This is a genomic window from Streptomyces sp. BA2, assembly GCF_009769735.1.
Lineage (GTDB): Bacteria > Actinomycetota > Actinomycetes > Streptomycetales > Streptomycetaceae > Streptomyces.
On sequence record NZ_WSRO01000002.1, the window covers coordinates 9,323,554 to 9,345,752 of the forward strand.

General features: G+C 69.1%; 22 protein-coding genes and 3 pseudogenes. 11 read left to right on the plus strand and 14 right to left on the minus strand.

All coding sequences use genetic code 11. The annotated features are described in order from the left end of the window. The first annotated feature begins 62 nt into the window (after window positions 1-62). The 4 genes and pseudogenes from E5671_RS44680 to E5671_RS44695 form a co-directional block, all read left to right on the plus strand. Complete coding sequence (locus E5671_RS44680; protein ID WP_160509881.1) at window positions 63-1,163, plus strand: FAD-dependent monooxygenase; 1,101 nt, start codon at window positions 63-65, stop codon at window positions 1,161-1,163. A gap of 350 nt (window positions 1,164-1,513) precedes the next feature. Further along, window positions 1,514-2,038 (plus strand): hypothetical protein, encoded by a 525-nt coding sequence (locus tag E5671_RS44685; protein ID WP_160509882.1) that lies wholly within the window; start codon window positions 1,514-1,516, stop codon window positions 2,036-2,038. Continuing rightward, window positions 2,026-2,301, plus strand: coding sequence for a hypothetical protein (locus E5671_RS44690; RefSeq protein WP_160509883.1), 276 nt, complete (start codon window positions 2,026-2,028; stop codon window positions 2,299-2,301). The genes E5671_RS44685 and E5671_RS44690 overlap by 13 nt, the downstream gene beginning before the upstream one ends. Next, window positions 2,271-2,588, plus strand: a pseudogene (locus E5671_RS44695) (transposase); the annotation flags it as partial. The gene E5671_RS44690 and the pseudogene E5671_RS44695, both read left to right, overlap by 31 nt. Window positions 2,589-2,601: 13 nt before the next feature. Here E5671_RS44695 and E5671_RS46765 read toward each other — a convergent pair. The 6 genes and pseudogenes from E5671_RS46765 to aztA all read right to left on the minus strand — a co-directional run. Continuing rightward, window positions 2,602-3,024: pseudogene (locus E5671_RS46765) on the minus strand (hypothetical protein); the annotation flags it as partial. Between the two features lie 352 nt (window positions 3,025-3,376). Further along, window positions 3,377-4,166, minus strand: a pseudogene (locus tag E5671_RS44700) (IS5 family transposase). A 70-nt stretch (window positions 4,167-4,236) separates the two neighbouring features. Then, window positions 4,237-5,178, minus strand: a complete 942-nt coding sequence (locus E5671_RS44705; protein ID WP_160509884.1) for an NADP-dependent oxidoreductase — start codon at window positions 5,176-5,178, stop codon at window positions 4,237-4,239. A gap of 374 nt (window positions 5,179-5,552) precedes the next feature. Next, window positions 5,553-6,305: a TIGR03943 family putative permease subunit gene (locus E5671_RS44710; RefSeq protein ID WP_160509885.1), complete on the minus strand. Its 753-nt coding sequence runs from the start codon at window positions 6,303-6,305 to the stop codon at window positions 5,553-5,555. Continuing rightward, on the minus strand, window positions 6,302-7,351 hold the full coding sequence (locus E5671_RS44715) for a permease (RefSeq protein WP_160509886.1): 1,050 nt from the start codon (window positions 7,349-7,351) through the stop codon (window positions 6,302-6,304). Before E5671_RS44715 ends, E5671_RS44710 begins: the two co-directional genes overlap by 4 nt. 184 nt (window positions 7,352-7,535) lie before the next feature. Continuing rightward, window positions 7,536-8,279: a zinc ABC transporter ATP-binding protein AztA gene (aztA, locus tag E5671_RS44720; protein WP_443032771.1), complete on the minus strand. Its 744-nt coding sequence runs from the start codon at window positions 8,277-8,279 to the stop codon at window positions 7,536-7,538. A 14-nt stretch (window positions 8,280-8,293) separates the two neighbouring features. Between aztA and aztB the strand changes: the two genes are divergently transcribed. From aztB to aztD, 4 genes are all read left to right on the plus strand, one after another. Beyond that, window positions 8,294-9,190, plus strand: a complete 897-nt coding sequence (gene aztB / locus E5671_RS44725) for a zinc ABC transporter permease AztB (protein WP_160509888.1) — start codon at window positions 8,294-8,296, stop codon at window positions 9,188-9,190. A gap of 10 nt (window positions 9,191-9,200) precedes the next feature. Continuing rightward, a complete protein-coding gene (locus E5671_RS44730) occupies window positions 9,201-10,439 on the plus strand; it encodes a hypothetical protein (RefSeq protein ID WP_160509889.1) in 1,239 nt (412 codons plus the stop codon). After that, complete coding sequence (gene aztC / locus E5671_RS44735; protein ID WP_160509890.1) at window positions 10,436-11,395, plus strand: zinc ABC transporter substrate-binding protein AztC; 960 nt, start codon at window positions 10,436-10,438, stop codon at window positions 11,393-11,395. The genes E5671_RS44730 and aztC overlap by 4 nt, the downstream gene beginning before the upstream one ends. A gap of 88 nt (window positions 11,396-11,483) precedes the next feature. Then, window positions 11,484-12,683 carry a zinc metallochaperone AztD gene (gene aztD, locus E5671_RS44740; protein WP_160509891.1) on the plus strand — a complete coding sequence of 400 codons (1,200 nt, stop codon included), beginning with the start codon at window positions 11,484-11,486 and terminating at the stop codon, window positions 12,681-12,683. Here the strand turns inward: aztD and E5671_RS46770 are convergent. The 7 genes from E5671_RS46770 to E5671_RS44775 form a co-directional block, all read right to left on the minus strand. Then, window positions 12,677-12,889, minus strand: coding sequence for a hypothetical protein (locus E5671_RS46770; protein ID WP_237330401.1), 213 nt, complete (start codon window positions 12,887-12,889; stop codon window positions 12,677-12,679). The genes aztD and E5671_RS46770 overlap by 7 nt on opposite strands. A 123-nt stretch (window positions 12,890-13,012) precedes the next feature. Then, window positions 13,013-13,150, minus strand: coding sequence for a hypothetical protein (locus E5671_RS44750; RefSeq protein WP_443032772.1), 138 nt, complete (start codon window positions 13,148-13,150; stop codon window positions 13,013-13,015). Between the two features lie 362 nt (window positions 13,151-13,512). After that, the gene (locus E5671_RS44755; protein ID WP_160509892.1) at window positions 13,513-15,696 is read right to left on the minus strand and encodes a heavy metal translocating P-type ATPase; all 2,184 of its coding nucleotides are present in this window, start codon (window positions 15,694-15,696) and stop codon (window positions 13,513-13,515) included. A gap of 2 nt (window positions 15,697-15,698) precedes the next feature. Next, window positions 15,699-16,010 (minus strand): DUF1490 family protein, encoded by a 312-nt coding sequence (locus E5671_RS44760; protein ID WP_160509893.1) that lies wholly within the window; start codon window positions 16,008-16,010, stop codon window positions 15,699-15,701. A 56-nt stretch (window positions 16,011-16,066) separates the two neighbouring features. Continuing rightward, on the minus strand, window positions 16,067-16,981 hold the full coding sequence (locus E5671_RS44765; protein WP_160509894.1) for a metal ABC transporter permease: 915 nt from the start codon (window positions 16,979-16,981) through the stop codon (window positions 16,067-16,069). Further along, complete coding sequence (locus E5671_RS44770; protein ID WP_160509895.1) at window positions 16,981-17,868, minus strand: metal ABC transporter ATP-binding protein; 888 nt, start codon at window positions 17,866-17,868, stop codon at window positions 16,981-16,983. The genes E5671_RS44765 and E5671_RS44770 overlap by 1 nt, the downstream gene beginning before the upstream one ends. An 8-nt stretch (window positions 17,869-17,876) precedes the next feature. After that, window positions 17,877-18,812, minus strand: a complete 936-nt coding sequence (locus E5671_RS44775) for a metal ABC transporter solute-binding protein, Zn/Mn family (protein ID WP_160509896.1) — start codon at window positions 18,810-18,812, stop codon at window positions 17,877-17,879. 351 nt (window positions 18,813-19,163) lie between these two features. Between E5671_RS44775 and E5671_RS44780 the strand changes: the two genes are divergently transcribed. Together E5671_RS44780 and E5671_RS44785 are read left to right on the plus strand one after the other, a co-directional pair. After that, entirely contained in the window at window positions 19,164-19,604 is a 441-nt protein-coding gene (locus tag E5671_RS44780; RefSeq protein WP_336606024.1) for a Fur family transcriptional regulator, read from the plus strand. Between the two features lie 17 nt (window positions 19,605-19,621). Next, window positions 19,622-19,825, plus strand: a complete 204-nt coding sequence (locus E5671_RS44785; protein ID WP_237330993.1) for a hypothetical protein — start codon at window positions 19,622-19,624, stop codon at window positions 19,823-19,825. A 300-nt stretch (window positions 19,826-20,125) separates the two neighbouring features. Here E5671_RS44785 and E5671_RS47565 read toward each other — a convergent pair whose 3' ends face one another. Next, a complete protein-coding gene (locus tag E5671_RS47565; protein WP_160509899.1) occupies window positions 20,126-21,322 on the minus strand; it encodes a cytochrome P450 in 1,197 nt (398 codons plus the stop codon). 113 nt (window positions 21,323-21,435) lie between these two features. Between E5671_RS47565 and E5671_RS44795 the strand changes: the two genes are divergently transcribed. Next, window positions 21,436-22,173, plus strand: coding sequence for a methyltransferase domain-containing protein (locus E5671_RS44795; protein ID WP_160509900.1), 738 nt, complete (start codon window positions 21,436-21,438; stop codon window positions 22,171-22,173). Window positions 22,174-22,199: the final 26 nt, after the last annotated feature.

A 22,199-nucleotide genomic window follows, 5' to 3' on the forward strand; every position in this document is an offset into this window, starting at 1 on the left:
GGCTGTGCGTACGGCGTACGTTCAGGACGCGTACACCGTACAAAGCACTAGAGGAGCTTCCCATGCGCACCGTACTCGTCTCCGGCAGCGGCATCGCCGGACCCGTCCTCGCCTACTGGCTGCGCCGCCACGGCTTCGCGCCCACCGTCGTCGAACGCGCTCCGGGCCAACGCCCCGGAGGCCAGGCCGTGGACATCCGCGGCGTCGCACTCGAAGTCGTGCAGCGGATGGGCCTGCTGGAACAGGCAAGCCACGTAAGGACCCGGATGCGCGGCATGTCGATCCTCGACCCCGACGGCCACGAGGTTGACTGCTCCACCGAGGCGACCTTCAGCAGCGGTCGGCTCGACAGCGAAGACATCGAGGTGCTGCGCGAGGATCTGGTACGGATGGTGCACGAGCACACGCAGGCGGGCGTCGAGTACCTCTTCGGCGACAGCATCACCGCACTCAACGAGGACGAGGCCGGCGTGCGCGTCGAATTTGCCCGCGGGTCATCCCGCGCCTTCGACCTCGTGGTCGGGGCCGACGGCCTCCACTCCACCGTACGGCGCCTGACCTTCGGTCCGGAGGAGCGCTACGCCCATCACCTGGGCAGCTACCTCTCAGTGTTCAGCGCTGACAACTTCCTCGCCCTGGACGACTGGCAGATGTGGCTGCGGGACGGCGACACGGGCTTCGGCATCATGCCCGTACGCGGCAACACCGAACTCAGGATCGCCTTCGGCTTCGAGTCCGCCCCCCTCGCCCACGACGGCGCTGCCCTCCGGCAGCTCGTCGTAGACATGCTCGCGTCGATGCGGTGGGAAGGGACCCGCCTGGCCGAGGCCGCCCGGAAGGCGCCCGACTTCTACTGCGACGCCATGGCCCAGATCCGCATGGACCAGTGGTCGCTGGGCCGGGTGACCTTGCTCGGAGACGCCGGCTACTGCCCTTCCCCTCTCTCGGGGCAGGGCACCAGCCTGGCCCTCGTGGGCGCCCACGTGCTGGCCGACTGCCTTGCCCAGGACAACGGCGACCACCGCACCGCATATGCCCGCTACGAGCAGCGGATGCGCCCCTTCGTCACTCTCAACCAGGCCCTGGCCACCGAGAATCCCGGCGGACCGGCCTCCGAGGCATCCCTCGCGCGCGCCAAGAATGCACTCTCACTGGACGGCTGATCCCCTACCCCGAGCGGACTCAAGGCACGCAGGAGCAGCACAGAACCGCTCCCGCGCCCAGCGCCTGCTGCCGCTGGGGGCCAACAGGCTGGTGAGCTCGGCGAGCGCCTCCGGGGAGGGCTTGAAGTAGCTTTGTACCCCTGTTGGTCTCGTACACGCGCCTCGGTGGAGGACTCCGCGCCCCCTCGCTACGCGAGCGGCCCTTCTCCGACGACGAACGCAACACCGTGCACCGCAACGTCGACCGTGTCCAGCCACCTTTCTCTGAACTAAGAACGGCGGCCTGCGGAGATCCAGGGATTGAGCGACGTTCAGCGTCATAGGATCCGACTCGGACCACAGGGGGAACGTTGGACGCTGGCATTGCTTCGTTGCTCGGCGCACTCGCTGGTGCAGCCAGCGGAACCGGCGCCGCGCTCATCACTTATCGCGGTCTGATGAGACAGTCGGATCAGCAGTCTCAGCGCGAGCGTGTTGACAAGCAGCGCGAGACATATGCTGCCCTAATCACTGCAGCTCATCAGTTTGAGACTGCGGCTATCAAGGTGTTATTGCAGCTCAGAGGCCTTCCGTCGATGCCTGTCCCGGAGCCGGAGTTCGTTATCGCCTATCGCGAAGCGTACTGGGCCATCGCTCACTGCATTGAAGATGTCGTCCTCGCAGGGCCTTCGTGGCTCGTCCCCCATGCGGAAGCTGTCCGCGAAGGGCGGGAGGAGATCCACTCGCTTACCTTCACTCAAGACCAAAGACTCCGCTTCCCAGTTGATGAGCACATGAACTCGCTCACTCTGCTGAGTAAGGTCGCCGTCATGTCGGCGAAGACGCGTGGCTTCGCTGAGGCGGCGAACAAGCACATCGAGGCGTGTCAAGGCTGACATGCGCGGTCGGTGATGTCGGGTCCTTCCTGGCCACCCTGTTGTGGCGCCGTGATTTCGCTGATCCGGGTGGCGATCTGTCCGAGGGCGGGCATGCCGAGGTCCACGACGGTCGACCTCCGTCGATCCTCGGTGTCCAACTGGCCGAGCTTCTCCTCCGCGCCGGCGAGGCTGACGCGGAGCCCTTCGACTTCGCCGAGCCATCTCTCGCGTTCCGCTTCGGTGACCCGCCGCCTGGGAAGCTCTCTTCCGGCTGCGGGTGATGCATCCCGAAGTCACTATCGTCTGGGCCGACTTGGCCTACGCAGGGAAGCTCGTGGACTGGGCGAAGTCCTTCCTCCATCTGACGATCAAGACCGTGAGCAGACCCAAGGGCGCTCACGGGTTCGTGATTTTGCCGCGTCGGTGGGTGGCCGAGAGATCGCTGGCCTGGTTGGTGCACGCGCGCCGGAATGACCGCCTCACCTTCGGCGTCAACATCATCGAGACCGGCACCGACTCCTACCGCCTCCAGCAGACCAAAGCCCAGGCGGAGCGATCTCACGCGTGAGCATGCCCGTGAACTACCGGAGTGGCCCGCGCTCGTCGATGAACACTGTGGGCGCGGACAAGAACGCGTCGGCGTCCACTGGGCCGTATGCGATGTTGAACGTGTCCATCCATTATGTCCAGCCTCGGATCCCCAGGGCGCTGCTGAAGCGGTAGTTGAGCTGCCAGCGAACCCATTGACCAGGGAAGAGCCGGACAGCCGGAGGCCGTCGTGGCCGGGGCGGCAGAGCGAACAGAGGCTGCACTCGGGGGAACACCCTCAGCCGACCATCGGCTTCACGGAGTTGGACATCGACCTTGCCCGGGTCCTCCCGGCTGTCATACGGCTCAAACCCGTCGCGCTCATGCACACGAACTACGTGCGCGAAGGGGACCTGCTCATGCGGGAGAGCGAAGCCGACTGGAGCCGCGTTTTTTCGAGTCGCGGCCCGACTTCCGCTCCACCCACTTCAACGGCGGCACGGTCAGCGGTGCGGTGTTCGCTGGCGGCATGCGCCTTATCTGGCACCGGCGCCAGGTAGGGCGCTCAGAGCTTGCCTTCACACACCCGCCGTTCGCGCGAGGCGCGGGCGCAGCGGGGGCGCAGCGGGGGCGCAGCGGGGGCGCGAAGACAGGCTTTTAAGGTCACTTCGACAGCTTCAGCCCTGACCGAGGTTGCCCAGGGGGTTGTCCCCCTCCCGGCCTTCAGTGTTGGAACCCCTCTCAGACTTCATCTCCTCGTCCATCTCATCCGCACCCTGGTTCTACTTGTCCTCCTCCGTGCCGGTGACAAGCTTCTTACTGACCGTTTCAGAATGAGCTTCGTAGTCGTCGCAGGCAGATGAGGCTGCAGGCGAGTTGGAGCAGGCCGAGGTGGAGGTCGGCTCGTACCTCGTAGCGGATCCGCAGGCGCTTGAACTGGTGCAGCCAAGCGAAGGTTCGCTCGATGACCCAGCGGGTCTGGCCCAGTCCCGATCCGTGGGCCGTGCCCTTGCGAGCGAACTTGGGGGTGATACCGCGGGCGGGTCGAAGTCGTAGCCGCGGTCGGCGAACAGACGCCGCGGCCGGTGGCGAGGCCGCCCGCGCACCCCGCGGATGCGGGGTATCGCGTCCAGCAACGGCATCAGCTGGGTGATGTCGTGGCGGTTGCCGCCGGTCAGCAGGACGGCTACCGGGGTGCCGTGCCGGTCGACGATCAGGTGATGCTTGCTGCCGGGTCGGGCCCGGTCGACCGGCGAAGGTCCGGTGTGAGCCCCCCTTTGAGAGCCCGGACGTGCGAGCCATCGACTGCAACGTCGTCCATGTCCAGCAAGCCCGCCGCCCGCAATTCCGCGAGCAGCACCTCGTGCAACTGCGGCCAGATCCCGGCCGCCGTCCAGTCCCGCAACCGCCGCCAGGAGGTCACCCCGCTGCAGCCGACCTGATCGGCCGGCACGTCCCGCCAGCTCACGCCCTTGCACAGCACGTACACGATGCCGCGCAAGGCAGCCCGGTCATCCGCAGGCAACCGTCCGGGATACCGCGCTCGCCGCGGCGGACGAGCAGGCAACAACGGAGCCACCCGCTCCCACAAGTCATCAGGCACGAGGTCAGTCGCCACCCAACTCATCCTGCAGACCCGGGACCCAACCGCCAAGGCTCACAGCAGACTTCATTGTGAAACGGTCAGTTCAGTAAGGCACGAGGACGATCTTGCCCTGTACCCGGCCGGTTTCGCTGAGCTCGTGGGCCTTTGCGGCCTCGGTGAGCGGGAAGGTCTCGGAGATCGTGGGGCGTACGTCGTGGGTGTCGACGAGTTCGGCGAAGGCGGTCAGCACGGCGGGGGTCGGCTCCAGGAAGAACTCCACGAATCGTATGCCGAGTTCAGCGGCGCGTGCCGTCACCTCGGTGCGGTCCACGCCGACGCCGACGACGTCGACCAGGATGCCGCCCGGTTTGAGGGTGGGCAGCGAGCGCGGGCCGTATTCGTTGCTGATGGTGTCCAGCACCGCGTCGATGCCGCGTAGGGCCGAGAAGTTTTCCACCGTGTAGTCAATCAGCTTGTCGGCGCCGAGTCCGCGCAGGTAGTCGTGCTTGGCGGCGCGGGCCGTGCCGATCACGTACGCGCCCCGGGCCTTGGCGATCTGTACGCCGAGGTGGCCAACCCCGCCGGCCGCGCCGTGGATCAGCACGCGTTGGCCGGGCTGTACATCGGAGAGGACGACCAGGGCCTGGTAGGCGGTGAAGCCGGAGATTGGCAGGGCGGCGGCGCCGACGTGGTCGAGGGTGCGCGGCTTGGGCGCGATCCGGTCCTCGGGGACCACCACGTGGTCGGCGTGGCTGCCGTGTGGCGGGAGGGTCCAGCCGTAGACTTCCTCGCCCACCGCGAAGCGGGTGACGCCCTCGCCGACGGCCTCCACCGTGCCGCTGAACTCGTGGCCGAGCACGAACGGCGGCGGGCCGAAGAAGTCCACCTTGCCGATGCGGACCTTCCAGTCCGCGGGGTTCATGCCGGTGGCTCGTACCCGGACCAGGACCTCGCCGGGGCCCGGCGAAGGCAGGGGTATCTCGGCGAGTTCCAGCACATCGGAGCCGCCGATGGCCTGCTGTGTGATCACCCGTGTCGTCGTCATGCAGATGATTCTGAGCCCGATGAACACGGGAGGAAGGCGGTTTCACCCCCAGCCGAATGAGTTCTCCCTGTGGGCGGCGAAGGGGCTTGTCGTGACAGCGCCCGTGACAGCGCCGGCGATAGGGCGAGTTCCGCCGGGGAACATCCTGGCGGGGCCTCTGCCCGGAGCCATGAGACGAAGCCCCACCGGAGCGCTCTGGTGGGGCTTCGCCGTGAGGGGGCATGTGTGATTGCGGCCGCCGGGTGGAGTCCCTTGCCGTAGAGCGGTCGGCCCCTCGAAGGGGCAGGAGACTGGCTGCAGAGCCGTTGGTTGCCCCCGCCCCTTCGCTTCGCCGCCTACGACAGGCCCCGTGACGGCGGGGGAGTGTCCCAGCCTCAGTGCTCCTCGTAGGGGTCCGACGGCTCGGCGATCTCACGGACCGTCGTGGCGTCCAGCACCGGGGGCCAGGCCGCCGCCGAGCCCAGCTTGCCCTGGGGGTGCCAAGTGCCCGTCACCGTCACCCACAAATCCGCCTCCGGTGCCCCCACGCCGCGGACCTCTGCTTTGACCGCCGCCGCGTCGGCCGCGCAGCACGCCACTCGCAGCCGGGTGACGTACCACGCGCCGCCGTCGCCCGTAGTGACGAACCCGGTCAGGCGCACCGTGCGCCCTTTCAGTGAGTACCCGCTGTCGTATGCGGCGCGGGAGCCGAACTCGGCCAGGCTCAGCTCTACCGGGTCACCGGCCGGCAGCGCGGGGAACGTGCCGACGTACTCCTCGGCGCGCCGGGCTTCCTCCCGGGCCGCGCTGTAGGAACCGAGCGCCGGGGGCGGGAAGCAGAGCAGGGCGAGAGCGGGAAGAGCGAGCAGCCAGGCGACGCGCGGACCGGCCGCGTGGGAGTGACCGTGGCCCGCTTCGCCCTCGGCGGGGTGACCGTGCTCGTCGGCGCGGGAGGCGCCCTTCCGTGCCGCGCGCGCAGTCAGCGCGACCTGCACCAGAGCGAGCAGTCCCAGCAGCACACCGGAGACGATCAGGAAGGGACGCAGTCCTGCCTGGACGTAACGGAGATAGAGATCGCTGAACAGCGAGATGCGCAGCACTGCGGTGCCGACCAGCAGCAACAGGACGGCGGGACCGTACTTTCTCACAGCAGCCACCACCCCACGAGCACACTACTCACTACTGCGGTCACCCAGGTGACGGAGGAGAAGCGGAGGGCGAACTCCCGCCCGAACGTGCCTGCCTGGAGCGCGAACAGTTTGAGGTCGACCATCGGGCCGACCACCATGAACGCCAGTTGGGCCACCGGTCCGAACCCGCTCAGCGACGCGGCGACGAAGGCGTCCGCCTCGCTGCACACGCACAGCACCACGGCGAGCAGCGCAAGGAGCAGTACCGACACCCAGGGGGATGCCGTGAAGACGTCCAGCAGCGCTCGCGGCACGGCGATGTTGAAGGTCGCTGCCGCGGCCGATCCAAGTACCAGGAAGCCCCCGGCGTGCAGGAAGTCGTGCTGCAGCCCCGACGCGAAGGCACCCGCGCGTGAGGTGCCGGATTCGGCCGCCGGCCTCGTCGGCAGCCGAAGCCACTCCGTACGGCCGAAGCGCGCCCACAGCCAGCCCATGGCCACGGAGGTGGCGAGGGAGGCGGTGAACCGGGCCACCACCATGGTCGGTTGGCCGGGGAAAGCGAGCGACGTGGCGATGAGCACGACGGGGTTGATCGCGGGCGCGGAGAGCAAGAACGCGAGCGCGGCCGCCGGGGCAACCCCGCGCCGCATCAGGCTGCCGGCCACCGGCACGGACGCACACTCGCACCCCGGCAGCACCGCACCGGCCGCGCCCGCCACAGGCACCGCGAGAGCCGGACTGCGCGGCAGCAAGCGGGTGAAGACCCGCTCGGGGACGAGCGAGCCGACGGCCGCGGAGACCAGCGCGCCGAGCAGGAGGAACGGCACCCCCTGGACGACGACGGCGGTGAACACGGTCCACCAGGCCGCGACGGGCGGTGTGTAGAGGTCGAGCGCGAGCATCGGCCCGAGCACGCCGGCGACCGTGACGATCGTGAGGAGCGCAAACCCGCCGAGCAGGACCTGCACGCAGGTCCGCACGGTCAGGCGCACGGCGTCGGCGAGGGCGCCCCGCCTCCCCGCGTACTTCTGATCACTCACGTCACTCGCTTCACCGGTCGGCATCGACTGTTCCCGGCCAACCGGTGGCCGTCGGCGCGGTCGTCACGCGGCGCCGTGCCTGCCCAGCCTAGTGAGGCAGCTTGTGCCACCCGCGGGTGGAGCTGGCGAGTGCCTGTGAATCCCGCCGACTCCCCACAGCACACATGGTGGTGGTGTAAGCGCGTCGGGCATCGCCGGTCCGGCTGCTTCACGCCGGCTGCCAGATCCGGGACAGGGCCGTCGGGGTGAGGACCTGCTCGGGCGGGCCCTGCCCGGCCAGTCGTCCGTCGCTGAGGAGCAGGCAGGCGTCGGCCGAGCGGGCGGCCTCCAGGTCGTGCGTGGCCTGGACGACGGTCGTGCCGTCGGCGACCAGGTCCGCCAGCAGCGCCGTGATCCGTTCCCGGGCTTCAGGGTCGAGCCCGGTGGTCGGCTCGTCCAGGAGTAGCAGGTCGGACTGCTGGGCGAGGCCCTGGGCGATCAGGACGCGTTGGCGTTGCCCACCGGACAACTCGCCGAGCTGGCGGGCGGCGAGGTCGGCGACGCCCAGTCGTTCCATGGCGGATTCGACCACGCTCCGGTCCTGCCGGGTCAGCCGCCGCCACAGCCCCCGCTCGTCCCAGCGGCCCATCTCCACGGTCTGTCGTGCTGTCAGGGGGAGTGCGTCACCGACGGCGCCGCGCTGCGGGACGAAGGCCGGCGGGCGGCCTTCCGCGTACCGGAGCTGTCCGGATGTGGCGTCGATCACGCCGGCGAGGACGCCTAGCAGCGTCGACTTCCCGCTGCCGTTCGGTCCGACGAGCGCCGTCATGGCCAAGGCCGGTATATGCGCGCTGAGTTGGCGGAGTACGGGACGGCCCGGGTAGCCCGCGTCCAGGTCGCTGAACAGGACGCGCTCGTTCCGTAGTTCGTCACCAGGCGACCTCGGTGGGTATTTGTTGAACATGATTGTCATTGTAGGGTCATCGTATGGAGTGGTTGACGGCCCCTTTCGAGGCGGCCTTTGTGCAGCGGGCCCTGTGGGCCGGGATTCTGGTGTCTGCGATATGTGCCCTGGCGGGGACGTGGGTGGTGCTGAGGGGGATGGCTTTCCTCGGTGACGCCATGTCCCACGGCCTCCTGCCGGGTGTCGCGGTCGCCGCGCTGCTCGGGGGCAACCTGCTGGTGGGGGCGGTGGTGAGTGCGGCTGTCATGACGGCCGGTGTCACCGCCCTCGGCCGCACTCCGAGGCTGTCCCAGGACACCGGCATCGGCTTGCTCTTCGTCGGCATGCTGTCCCTCGGCGTCATCATCGTCTCGCGCTCGCAGTCGTTCGCCGTGGACCTCACCGGGTTCCTCTTCGGCGACGTCCTCGCCGTACGCGAGAGCGACCTGAGCCTCCTCGGGGCGGCGCTGTTGCTGGCACTGGTCATCTCAGTTCTCGGTCACCGTGCCTTCCTGGCCCTCGCGTTCGACGAGCGCAAGGCCCGGACGCTCGGCCTGCGTCCCCGACTGGCGCACGCCGTGCTGCTCGGCCTGCTGGCCCTGGCCATCGTCGCCTCCTTCCACATCGTGGGCACGCTGCTCGTACTCGGCCTGCTCATCGCCCCGCCGGCGGCAGCCCTGCCCTGGGCGCGCAGCGTCCGCGGCGTCATGGTCCTTGCGGCGGGCGTCGGCGCGGTCGCCACCTTCGGCGGCCTGTTGCTCTCGTGGCACCTGAGCACCGCGGCCGGCGCGACCGTCTCGGCCCTCGCGGTCAGCTTCTTCTTCCTGTCCCACCTGGCATCCGGATTCCAGCACCGGCGTCGTGCACGCCACGGCGGCCTACCTGCCCGTGCCGCCACGTTCACCGCGAACGCCCCCACGAACCGACCGAACGAAACCTGAGGCGATCTCCTTGTTCGTCCGAAGAAACGTCACACCCTTGGTGCCGGCACTCCTGTCCGTGGTCCTTGTGACCGCGGGTTGCGCGGGCCAGGACGACGCCAAGTCCAGCTCCGGGAGCCCTTCTTCCTCCGCCACCCCCCATGGCTACGTCGAGGGTGCCAAAGAGGCCGCCGAGCAGCAGTCCCGTCTCCTTCTCGGCGACCCCGGCACCGGCGACACCCGAGTGCTGGACCTGATCACCGGCAAGACCCATGACACCGCGCGCAGAGCTGGCGTCACCGAACTCACCACGGACGGCCGTTTCGGCTACTTCCACGGCGCGGACGGGACCCATGTCCTTGACAGCGGCGCGTGGATGGTCGACCACGGGGACCACGTGCACTACTACCGCGCGAAGATCCAGGAGGTGGGCGACCTCCCGGGCGGCGCCGGCACGAGCATCCGCAGCGACGCGGGCGTCACGGTGGTCACGGAAGCGGACGGTAAGGCAGGCGTATACCCGCGTGCCGATCTGGAGAAGGGCGCCCTCGGTACCCCCGACCAGCTCCCGGGCACCCACGCCGGGGCCGTCGTGCCGTACGCGGAACACCTGATCACTCTCACGCGCGACGGTGACGCCCCCGCGAAGGTCGTCGTGCTCGACCGGTCGGGCAAGCGCGTCGCAGCCCCGGAGTCCGCGTGCGAGGACCCGAAGGGTGACGCGGTCACCCGGCGGGGGATCGTCATCGGCTGCGCCGACGGCGCCCTGCTCGTTCACGAGGACGACGGCACCTTCACCGCCGAGAAGATCCCGTACGGCGAGGACGTGCCGAAGTCGGAGCGGGCCACGGAGTTCCGGCACCGTCCGGGCAGCACCACGCTCACAGCCCCCGCAGGGAAGGACGCCGTCTGGGTCCTGGACGTCACCGAGCGTGCCTGGAAGCGGGTGGAGACCGGCCCCGTGGCCGCCGCCAACACCGCCGGTGAAGGCTCCCCGCTCGTCGTCCTGGAGACCGGCGGAGCCCTGCACGGCTACGACATATCCACCGGCAAGGAGACCGCCGTCACCAAGCGTCTGCTGAAGAACATCCCCAAGTCCGCCACCGGTAAGGCCGCGGCACCGGTGATCGAGGTCGACCGGAGCCGGGCTTATCTCAACGACCCGTCGGGCAAACGCGTGTACGAGATCGACTACAACGACAATCTCCGGGTCGCCCGCACCTTCGATCTGGACATTAGGCCGTCCCTGATGGTGGAGACGGGCCGATGAGCGTGCGTGTGCGGGCAGCGCGGGTGCGCGCCGCGCTGTTGACCCTGGTCGCCTTCTTCGTCGTCGCCGGTACGGCAACCGGCTGCGCGGGTGGCGATGAGCGGCCCCAGGTCGTGGTGACGACCAACATCCTCGGTGACATCACCCGGGAGATCGTCGGGGACGAGGCGGACGTCAGCGTCCTGATGAAGCCCAACGCCGACCCGCACTCCTTCGGCCTGTCCGCCGTACAGGCCGCCGAGTTGGAGAGCGCGGACCTGGTCGTCTACAACGGCCTCGGCCTGGAGGAGAACGTCCTGCGGCACGTGGAGGCAGCCCACGGGGCGGGGGTGGCCACCTTCGCCGCCGGCGAGGCGGCCGATCCCCTCACCTTCCACGCCGGCGAGAAGGGCGGTCCCGACGACGAGGCCGGCGAGCCGGACCCGCACTTCTGGACCGACCCCGACCGCGTGCGCAAGGCGGTCGGCCTGATCACCGACCAAGTCGTGGAACACGTCGACGGCGTGAACGAAAAGGCCGTCCGGGACAACGCCGAACACTACGGCGGACAACTCGCCAACCTCACCACCTCGATGGAGAAGTCCTTCGCGGCCATCCCGGAGGACCGCCGTGCCCTGGTGACCAACCACCACGTCTTCGGCTACCTCGCCGACCGCTTCGGCTTCCGCGTGATCGGCGCGGTCATCCCCAGCGGCACGACACTCGCCTCACCCAGCTCCTCCGACCTGCGCTCCCTCACCCAGGCCATGGCGAAGGCCAAGGTGCGCACCGTCTTCGCCGACTCCTCCCAGCCCACCCGGCTCGCAGAGGTCCTGCGCCAGGAAATGGGCGGTGACGTGGATGTCGTCTCGCTGTACTCCGAGTCGCTGACCGAGGAGGGCAAGGGCGCCGGCACTTACCTGGAAATGATGCGCGCCAACACCTCGGCCATGGCCGAGGGCCTCACCAGTGACTGACCAGCTTCCCCCGAGGGCCGGCATACCGGCCGCCGGACCCTCCACCCCACAACCCCGTGCCCCCAGGGCCGGAGAGGACGTACACACGATGAACAGGTCGACACGCGCCAGAATGCTCGCGGGCACAGTCCTCGCCCTGACGACGTCCATGGCGCTGACCGCCTGTGGTGGCGGCAGCGACGACGCCTCATCCGACGCCGAGCAGAAGACGAAGAGCAGCGAGGCCACCGCGGTCAAGAACCCGCTGGTCGCCTCCTACGACGGGGGACTGTACGTACTCGACGGCGCAACCCTGAAGTTGGCGAAGACCGTCAAGCTGCCCGGATTCAACCGGGTCAACCCGGCGGGCGACGAGGACCACGTCATGATCTCCACCGACAGCGGCTTCCGCGTGTTCGACGCGGCTCGGCAGACCTTCACGGACGCCGAGTTCAAGGGTTCGAAGCCCGGTCACGTCGTGCGGCACGGCGGCAAGACGGTCCTGTTCACCGACGGTACGGGCGAGGTGAACGTCTTCGATCCCGCGAACCTGGCCGGCGGGAAGAAGCCGGAGGGCCGCAGCTACTCCTCCGCCGAGCCCCACCACGGCGTCGCCATCGAACTGGCCGACGGCGAACTAGTCACCACCCTGGGCACCGAGGAGAAGCGCACCGGCGCCCTCGTCCTGAACAAGAACAACAAGGAGATCGCACGCGCCGAGAACTGCCCGGGTGTCCACGGCGAGGCCGCCGCCAAGGGCGAGGTGGTCGGTCTGGGCTGTGAGGACGGCGTACTGCTCTACAAGGACGGCAAGTTCACCAAGGTCGACGCCCCCGACGACTACGCCCGCATCGGCAACCAGGCCGGCAGCGACGTCTCCCCGATCCTCTTGGGCGACTACAAGACCGACCCCGAGGCGGAACTGGAACGGCCGACCCGCATATCGCTGATCGACACCCGCACGGAGAAGATGAAGCTGGTCGATCTCGACACCAGCTACTCCTTCCGTTCGCTCGCCCGTGGCCCGCACGGCGAAGCCCTCGTGCTCGGCACCAACGGCGTCCTCCATGTCATCGACCCGGAGACCGGCAAGGTGGAGAAGAAGATCGAAGCAGTCGGCGACTGGACGGAACCCTTGGACTGGCAGCAGCCCAGGCCCACCCTGTTCGTCCGGGACCACACGGCGTACGTCTCCGAACCCGGCAAGCGCCAACTGCACGCCTTCGACCTGGACTCGGGCGAGAAGCGGACGTCCGTGCCCCTGCCGAAGGGCACCAACGAACTGTCCGGCACGGTGGACGGTCACTGACCGCTACCGCTCCCCGCACTCCCTACGGAACGCCCGCCGGCCCTGTGCCGACGGGCGTTCCCTGCTGCCCGCATCAGGCGCTCACGCGAGCTTCCCGGAGGGCCGTCGTGCCCCTCGACGCCGGCCGGTGAGGCCACCAAGCTGAGGGCGAGCAGGATGCCGCTCTCGATCGAGACGACCGCGAAGACCACGCTGAGCAAGGGCATGAGCGCAAAAGAGGTGGTGAGCGGCGCCGGGTGGCCAACCAGTTCGGTCTAGTCACCGGGCCACGCGAAGTCCCCGTACGCATCCTGTCGTTCGTCCTGTGCGTCCGTCGAGAATCTCGCCGTTCAGGCGTGCTGCTCCGCGGAGCCCGGGGTGGGCCGGGTGAAGCGGCGCCGGTCACAGACGCCGGTCAGTTCCACCGTGTGCTCGACCTCGGTGAAGCCCATGAACTCGGCGACGTCCTCCGCCCAACGTTCGACCACGGCGGCCTCGACCTCCTGAAGCCCTCTCGACTGGCTGTTTCGGCGGTGTGGTTCTTGAGCGCCTTGTGCAGCTCGCTCTCGCCCGTTGTCTCGGACACCTTGCCTCGGGTCACGTGCCAGGCGTGGTAGCGGCCGTTCTTCTCGACGATGGTCATGAACCCTTGGCGGTCGGGGTTTCCCAGGTCTGACGCGCTTGGTCGTGTCTGAGAGGAAGTCCTGCCTCTGACAACAGAGTTAGTTGCCGCGGCGGGGCGGTGCCTCTACCAATGAGCAACCCTGAACGTGGTTGAAGCTGACGCAGCTGGAACCTGTGTCGCGCGCCCCGACGCAGGCGTGGCACGGGTCGTGTACCGGTACTGATGTCAACGTACTCGGCGGTCCTCCAGCGGTGCTGCCTTCAGTACGTCGTCGTGCGTCTTGGGCAGGTGTGGTGTGTGGTTGACCAGGCGGGCCGAGTTGCCGACCACGGCGATGCTGCTGGTGTTGTGCAGCAGGGCCGCGAGGACGGGGTTCATGGATCCCCCGGCGCCGGCGAGCAGGCCGAGCAGGTTGACGCCGATGGCGAGGCCGTAGTTCTGGCGTACGACGCGCAGCGTGTGGCGGCTGAGTTCGACGACGGCGGCGACCTGCCGCAGGTCATTGCCGGCCAGGGCGATGTCGGCGGTCTCCATCGCCACGTGCGAGGAGTGCTCGCCCATCGTGATCCCGACGTCGGCGAGGGCCAGGGCGGGGGCGTCATTGGTGCCGTCGCCAACCATAGCCACCGTGTGCCCCTCGGCCTGCAGGTCGCGGATCAGCTGGAGTTTGCCCTCTGGAAGGGCGTGCGCGTGCACCTCGGTGATGCCGAGCGTGTCGGCGACGGCCTGTGCCGTCTCGGGGGCGTCGCCGGTGAGCAGCACCAGGCGGGACACACCGAGATCCCTCAGCTGGCGGATGACGGTCTCGGCCCCGGAACGTACGGCGTCGGATACCCCGAGTATGCCGATCACGTCCGCGTCGTGGGCGAGGCAGATGACGGTCTCGCCGGCGCCCCGCAGCCGCTCCGTCCAGCCCTGGGCCTGTCTGGTCAGCTCGACGCCGTGCTGGCGCAACAGGGCGGGGCTGCCGACCAGCAGGCGGGTGCCGTCCAGCTCGGCTCGCATGCCCATGCCGAGTACGACTTCGCATGCCTGATGGATGGGGACGTGCAGGTGCTGCTCCTCGGTGCGGGCGACGATGGCCTGCGCGAGCGGATGCCGGGCGTGCAGCTCCCCGGATGCGGCCAGGCTCAGCACTTCGTCGGCCGTGAAGGCATCGCTGAGGGTGACCACACTGGTGACGAGTGGCCGCCCGAAGGTGAGTGTGCCGGTCTTGTCGAAGACGACGGCGGTGACCCGTCCGACACCTTCCAGGTGTGTACCGCCCTTGATCAGGGTGCCACGGCGCGCTCCGTTGCCGATGGCGGCGCTGATGGCCGTCGGCGTGGCCAGGCCGGCCGCGCACGGGCAGGCGATCAGGAGCATGGTCATCGCGCGGCGGGCATCGCGGGTGAACACGTAGGTCAGCGCGGCCAAGGCGAAGGAGACGGGGACGAAGCGCTGGGTGAAGCGGTCGGCCACGGTCTGGATCGGCGCCCGGTCCGCCTGGGCCTCCTCGACCCGGCTGATGATCCGGCCCACGGTGGTGTCCGGCCCGACCGAGGTGGCCCGGACGGTGAGCGATCCGGAGGCGACGATGGTGCCGGCGTAGACGTGGGATCCGGTCCGCGCGTAGACGGGCAGGGCCTCGCCGGTGATCGCGGCCTGGTCCACCAGCGCGTCGCCGGAGACGACGTGACCGTCGACCGGGATCCGGTGGTGCTCGTACACGGCGACCACGTCGCCCGTCTCGACGTCCTCGATCGCCGACTCGACCTCGACGCCGTCCCGTACGAGCCAGACGCGCTCCTCACCGATGGTGAGCAGCTCCTCGATGGCGCGCCGGGTGCGGCGCAGCGTCAGGGTCTGGAGAAACTCACCGATGTTCAGGAGCCACAGCACGGTGAGGGCGACGACGTTCTCGCGGAGCACCAGTGAGATCACCGTTGCTGCCGTGACCAGGGTGTCTGTCCCCGGCGAGCTGCGGCCACGGAGGGATCGCAGCGCGCCGCGGAAGAAGGGGAGACCGGTGAAGAGGGTCACCGCGCCGAGCAGTCCCGAGGAGCCCAGGGTGAGCCGTGGGCGGCGCAGCAGGCGGCGCAGCGCCACGAGCGCGAGGACCGCGCCCCCGACCACGAGGCGGGCGACCTCACCGGTGGAGGAGTCGGGTGTGGAACGGGTGGGGGTGGCGGGCGCGGAGTCGGGCGGCGCTTCTTCGAGCACGGCGACAAGACGGTCGACGTCCATGCGGTCCGGGGCCACCCAGATGACCACGCTTCCGGTACGCGGGAAGATCCGCAGCGCCCGGAACCCGGCGAGACCGGTCAGGCGCTCGTCGACAAGACCCGCGCTGCCCGGGCGGGCGCGCACCCAGGGAACGGTCAGACGGGCCCGGCCGGTGGCGACGGAGCAGACGACCACGCCGGACATGATCAGTGCTCGTGTCCGTGATCGTGGTCATCGACGCTGACAGCGGAGGGCGGCGGTACCTCTTCGCCCAGGGTGGTCCGGGCCTCGGCGAGCATGTCGCCCGCCTTGAGCCGGGCCTCTTCGGCGGCCGACGCGACCCACCGGCCGGCGACGATTCCGTTCGCGATGCCTCCGACGAGCGCCTTGCGGGCTGCGGGCTTGGCCTCCGGAAGCCGCTTGGCGGCTCCCTTGATGATCAGGCCGCCCACGACACCGGAGACCGCGTAGTGCACGAGGCGCCCACCTGCGGCACCGACGAGCGCGACGGGATGCATAACAGGCTCCTTCCGCCGGTGCCGAACGGGATCGATCGGACACGACGGGACTCTCCTCAAGTCTGCGCCTCCGTGGCCCGCCGCGTCGAACCGAGATCGACGTGCACGCGGGCCCGCCGGTTGCCGGCCAGGCGGCAGACGAGGTAGATCGCGAACGAGACCGTGGTGACGTAGGGGCTGATGGGGACGGTGCTGCCGAGGGCGAGCAGGATCCCGCCCTCCATCGAGACCAGCGCGAAGACGACGCTCAGCACGGGCAGCAGTACGGGAGAAGCGGTGATCCGCGCGGCAGCGGCAGCCGGCGTGACGAGGAGCGAGAGCACCAGCAGCGCCCCGACGATCTGTACGCAGAGGGCCACCGCGAGCCCGAGTGTCAGCATGAACGCCATGGACAGGGCGCGTACGGGAACACCCCGCGCCTGAGCCACCTCCGGATCGGCGCTGGCGAAGGTCAGCGGCTTCCATACGATGACGAGAGCGAGGAGCACCACCACGGAGGTGCCGACGAGCCACGCCATCTGTGGCGTGCCGACGGCGATGATCTGGCCGGTCAGAATGCCGAACTTGTTCGCCGCCCGGCCCTTGTAGAGGGACAGGAAGAGCACGCCGAGGCCAAGGCCGAACGGCATGATGATGCCGATGATCGAGTTACGGTCACGGGCGCGGACGCCCAGCAGACCGATCGCTCCCGCCGCCAGCAGGGAACCGACGATGGACCCGGCCACGATGTTCAGTCCGAGCAGCAGCGCCGCCGAGGCCCCGGCGAACGACAGCTCACTGATCCCGTGCACGGCGAACGGCAGGTCACGCATGATCACGAAGACTCCGACCAGGCCGCCGACCAAGCCCAGGAGCGCCCCGGCCAGCAGGGAGTTCTGGACCAGGCCCAGCAGGTCGCCGTAGTTGTCGAAATTGAAGATCTGCTGCCAGACGCCCGTGTCGTCCCCGTCGGCGAGGGCCCCACGCCCCATCACAGCCGTCCGCCTCCGTTCGGACCGCCCGCGTGGTTGTGCACGCTGGCGGCGTCGGGTACCCCGACGACGACGATGCGGCCCCGGACTCGGACCACGTCGACCCGCGTCCCGTACAGCTCAGACAGCGTGGACGAGGTCATCACCTCGTCCGGCGGACCGATCCGGAATCCCCCCTGGGCCAGATATAGAACCCGGTCCACAAGCCCCAGGACAGGGTTGATCTCGTGCGTCACGAAGACGACTGCGGTGTTCGCGGAGCGGCGCCGCCGCTCCACCAGCGTGGTCACCGTGCGCTGATGCTGCAGATCGAGGGAGAGTAGCGGCTCGTCGCAGAGCAGGATCCGCGGGTCGGTGGCGAGAGCCTGTGCGATGCGGATGCGCTGCTGCTCACCGCCGGAGAGCCTGCCGACGGGAACATCCGCATAGGGCGCAGCCCCGACCGAATCGAGGAGGTCGTCGACTTGGCGGCGGACCGTCCGCCGGGCGAGCCGCGGCCCCCAGCGATGGCCGTCCACGCCGAGCCGTACCAGGTCACGGCCCCGCAGCATCGTGTGTTCCGGGAGGGACTTGTGCTGGGGTACGTAGCCGATGTGCCGACTGCCGCGCCTCGGGGCCCGTCCGAGAACCGTCAGCGAGCCCGCGGTGAGCTGCTGTCGGCCGAGCAGCACCCGCAGCAGGCTGGTCTTGCCCGACCCGTTCGGGCCGAGGACCGCGAGGAACTCGCCGGGCGCCACGTCGAGGTCCAGGTCGCGCCAGAGCACACGGTCGCCGTACGCCAACGCCGCACCACGCAGGCTGATCACCGGGGCGGCGGGGCCGACGCTCTCACGGGCGGTGTCGCCCAGGTGGGAGAGCGGCGCGAGGGCCTCCTCTGTCCGGTCCATGAGCTGTCCTAGCCGTCCAGCGCGCTGTTAAGGGCATCGAGGTTGGCCGCCATCCAGCTGACGTAGTCCTCGCCCCGGGGGAGGGTCTCGGTCACGGGTACCACCGGGATCCCGTTGTCCTCGGCGGCATCCTTGACCTTCTCCGTCTGAGGGCCGGAGGTCTGCTCGTTGTAGACGAGGGCCTCGACCTGACGACCGGTGAACAGCTCGAGCGTCTGCTGCAGGACGCCCGGAGAGACGTCGTCGCCCTCTTCCACGGCTTCACTGAAGTCCTCGGGCGTGCTGTTCCGCAGCCCGCTCGCCTCGGTCAGGTACAGCGGAACGGGCTCGGTGACGGCGACAGCGGTGCCCTCGTGGTCCTCCTTGATCTGCTCTTCCTTGACCTGGAGGGACGTCAGCTTCTCCTTGAACGTCTTGGCGTTCTGCCGGAAGGTGTCGGCGTCGCCGGGAGCGGCCTCGGCCAGGGAGTCCGCGATGCGGTCGGCGAGCTTGCCCGTCGTGGGGACGTCGTACCAGACGTGTTCGTTGAATTCCCCGCCCGCTGCCGGTGCCTTGCCCGAGACCTTTACGGCGTCGATGACTTCGGCCGACGGGTTGTCCGCGCTGCGCAGCATCCTGCCGATGAAGTCGTCGTAGCCGCCGCCGTTCGCGACGATCAACTCCGCCTTGGACAGGGCTAGTTGATTCTGCGTACTGGCCTCGTACGAGTGGGGGTCCTGCGCCGGGTCGCTGACGATCGAGACGACGTCGACCTTGTCGCCGCCGATCTGCTCGACAAGGTCGCCGTACACGTTGGTCGAGGCGACAACCGGGACGGCGTCCGACGCGGCCGCACTCCGGGAACTGTCGGAGGCCCCGGAGACCGACGAACCGCCGCAGCCGCACGTCAGGGCCAGGGCGACAACGATGAGCAAGGCCGGACCGCGGGCCGAGGACACCTGCATACGCGGCCTCCCAAACGCAGCGAAACCGAAACGGTTTTCACCTGAATTATCGCCCCGGTACTCCTCGCCCTCCACCGGAGTCGCTGCCGATTGCCTTCCTTGCGGAGCCCGGCGTGGGCGGAACTGGCCATGGTGCCGGGCCTCGAGGGCGGCCTGGCCGCTGATGCCACCCGTACCTCCAATCAGATGGGCGGGCCGCTGGCCGTGATCCATTCGGTCGGCGATGGCCGTTGAATGATTGTTTATTCATATGGACATGACTGTCATTACCATTTAGTGTCGCCGTGCAGTGATTCGAACGAGCACCGGTTGGGGTGTGCTGTTGTGAACGGTCGGCCTACCCGGCGGTTGGTGGTTCTGGAAGTCCTCGCGCGCTGTCAGGACTTCATCTCCGCGCAGCGACTGCACAGCCTTCTGGTCGCGGAGGACCTGCGGATCAGCCTGTCCACCGTCTATCGGGCGCTGCGTGAACTGGAAACCGCGGACAGTGTCGATGTCGTCCGGGATGACGTCGGTGAGCGGCTCTACAGGTTGCGGCCCGAGGACGGCCACCGCCACTACCTGATCTGCCGTAGCTGCGGCCGCAGTTGGCCGGTGGATTCCGAGGACGTCGAGCAGTGGGCCGAACGCATCGCGGCCGACCACGGGTTCGCGGCAGTGGAGCACACCGTCGAGCTCACCGGTGTCTGCGGTGACTGCCAGCCTGCCTCGGATGAAGGAGAATCCCTGTCATGTCACCCGGATTCGGGCCGGCGCACCCCGGCACATCGAGCCCGAAGCTACGCGAGCTGAAGGAGACGGTACGAGAGGTGCTCACGCTGGACGAGGACACCGCCGTCATGATTCGCCAGCTGGCCTGCGCCGAGCCCGGCTGCCCGCCGGTGGAGACGGTCATCGCCGTACTCCCCATGGACGGGCCGTCCCGGCGCTGGACGCTGCACCACTCCGCCGAACAGATCAGCTACGACGACCTGCGGGCCGCGCTTCTGCGCCGCGCAGACGAAGGAGCCTGACCCACGCTGACCAGCCCCGGGGCGCCACACCATGGGCCGCGGAGAAGAGGGGCCCCTCCGGGGCCCATCCTCGTGGTCGAGGGTCGGGCGGATCATGGAGCGCGGGGCACATGAGGAGCTGCTCGCAGCGGGTGGGCGCTACGCGGAGCTGTACCGGACGCCGTTCGCTGTGAAGGCGGTGGAATTGGCCGCGTAGGGGCTTCGCCCCGGGGCGCGCCGTCAACCTCCGGTTTCGCCGAGTTCGGCCCCGAACTCCGGGTGGCCCGGAGCCTTCCAGTCCGCCCGGCGCCCTCTGCGCGTTTACCAGGCGACCTGCAGCGTGTGCAGCCCGTGGACGAAGCTTTCCTCCCGGAAGCGCAGTTCTTCCGCATCGTGGGGGCGGTGCAGGGTGGGGAACCGCTCGCACAGCAACCGCAGTACGATCTCCAACTCGGCCCGGGCGAGCGGCTGCCCGAGGCACTGGTGTACCCCGTGACCGAAGGCGAGATGGGCGCTCGCGTCCCGGCGGACATCGAAGCGGCCCGCGTCCGGGAACACGCCCTCGTCGTGATCGGCGGCGACCAGCGAGCAGATGACGCCGTCGCCCTCGGCGATCCGCAACCCGCCGATTGTCACGTCGCGGGTCGCCACGCGCACCGTGCCGTGCTGGACGATCGTCAGGATCCGCAGGAGCTCGTCGACCGCGGACGGGATCAGGTCCGCGTCCGCGCGCAGCGCCGCGAACTGCTCCGGGTGCCGCAGCAGCATCGCGCAGGCGAGGCCGATCATGTTCGACGTCGTGTCGAGCCCCGCCGCGATGAGCAGCTGCGCCACGGCTACCAGCTCACCGTGGTCCAGTGTGCCGGTGGTGAGATGCCGCCGGATCACCCGACCGAGCAGATCCTCGCCCGGTTCCTTCTCCTTCGCCGCGATGAGGTCGTCCAGATAGGCCGTCATCTCCGCGTAGGCGGCGCCGATCTCCTCCGGCCTCGCGACGGTCGAGGCGATGACCGCGCACTTGCCGCCGAAGAAGTCGAGATCCTCCTCGGGCACGCCGAGTACGCCACCGATGACGAGTGCGGGCAGCGGCAGCGCCACGGCCTCGATGAAGTCGACCGGGGGCGTGCGCCGGGCCAGTGCGTCGAAGACCCGCTCGGCCGTCATGCGGATCCCGGGACGCAGCTCCTGGATCCGGCGATGGGTGAACTCTGGGGTGACCGTGCGCCGCAGGCGCCCATGGTCCGGGTCGTCCATCCGCAGGAAAGACACCTGACTCGGCCCCGGCGGCAGCGGTGACACCCGGGGCAGGCCGGGGTTGCTGGAGTCGGCGCTGAGGCCGGGGTGCGCGAGGGCGGCACGCACGTCGGCGTGGCGGGTCAGGAGCCATGGCTCGGAGCCGTAGGGGAGCCGCACGCGACGTGGCTCGCCGTCCCGCAGCTCGGCGAGGAGTGGCGGCGGACTGATGCCGTCCGGTCGCCTCAAGGGGAACTCTGCAAGCAGATCAGGGGAGTTGGGCACGGGCGTCTCCTCAAGGCGGATGCGTCGGCGATCTCGGTGCGTTCGTTGTCGAACTCTGCAATACTTCAAATGGAAATGACAATCGTGTTTAACTATCGCGGGGGGTGGTTGACGTGGTGGATCCGTACGAACGCTCAGCCGAGTACTTGGACCTGATGATCGCCGGGGCCTGGGAGGCGCTGGCGCCGGCGCTGAGCGGAGTGCTCCAGGAAGTGAAGGCGGGCACCGGCCCGGTGGTTGACCTCGGGGCCGGGACGGGCCGCGGAGCCGCGGTCATCTGCGCGGCCCTGCCGGGCGACGGGCCCGTTCTCGCGGTGGAGCCCTCCGCGGCCATGCGCGCGGTGCTCCTGGCCCGTGTGCATGACGATCCCGAACTGCGTTCCCGGGTCACGGTGTTGGCGGATGACGCCGCACGGACGCCGCTTCCGGATGGCACGCGCGCGATCGTCGCCCTGAACGTGTTGGGGCATCTGCCACCGGCCGAACGGCGGGCCCTGTGGGCGAGCGCGGCCCATCGCCTCGCCCCCGGCGGCGTACTCGTCGTCAATGTCACCCCACCCGTCAGGCCGGAGCGCGTGCCGCGCACCCGGATGGCTTCCGTGGCTGTTGGCGCACTCCACTACGAGGGGTGGGGGAGTGCGGAGCCCTCGGGCGACGCCGAGATCACCTGGCGCATGGAGTACCGCGTCCTGCGGGACGGCCGACCTCTGTCCGAGGTGACGGTCGACTACCGCTGGTGGGTGGCGAGCGAAAGCACGCTGGCCGAGGAGGCCGCCACGGCCGGACTGGCGATGCGGCCCGTGGGAGAGCCCGGGCTCGGTCTCCACCTCCTCACGCGCCAGGGCGCTTAGCGCCTGCCCCGTGCCTTTGAACGTTT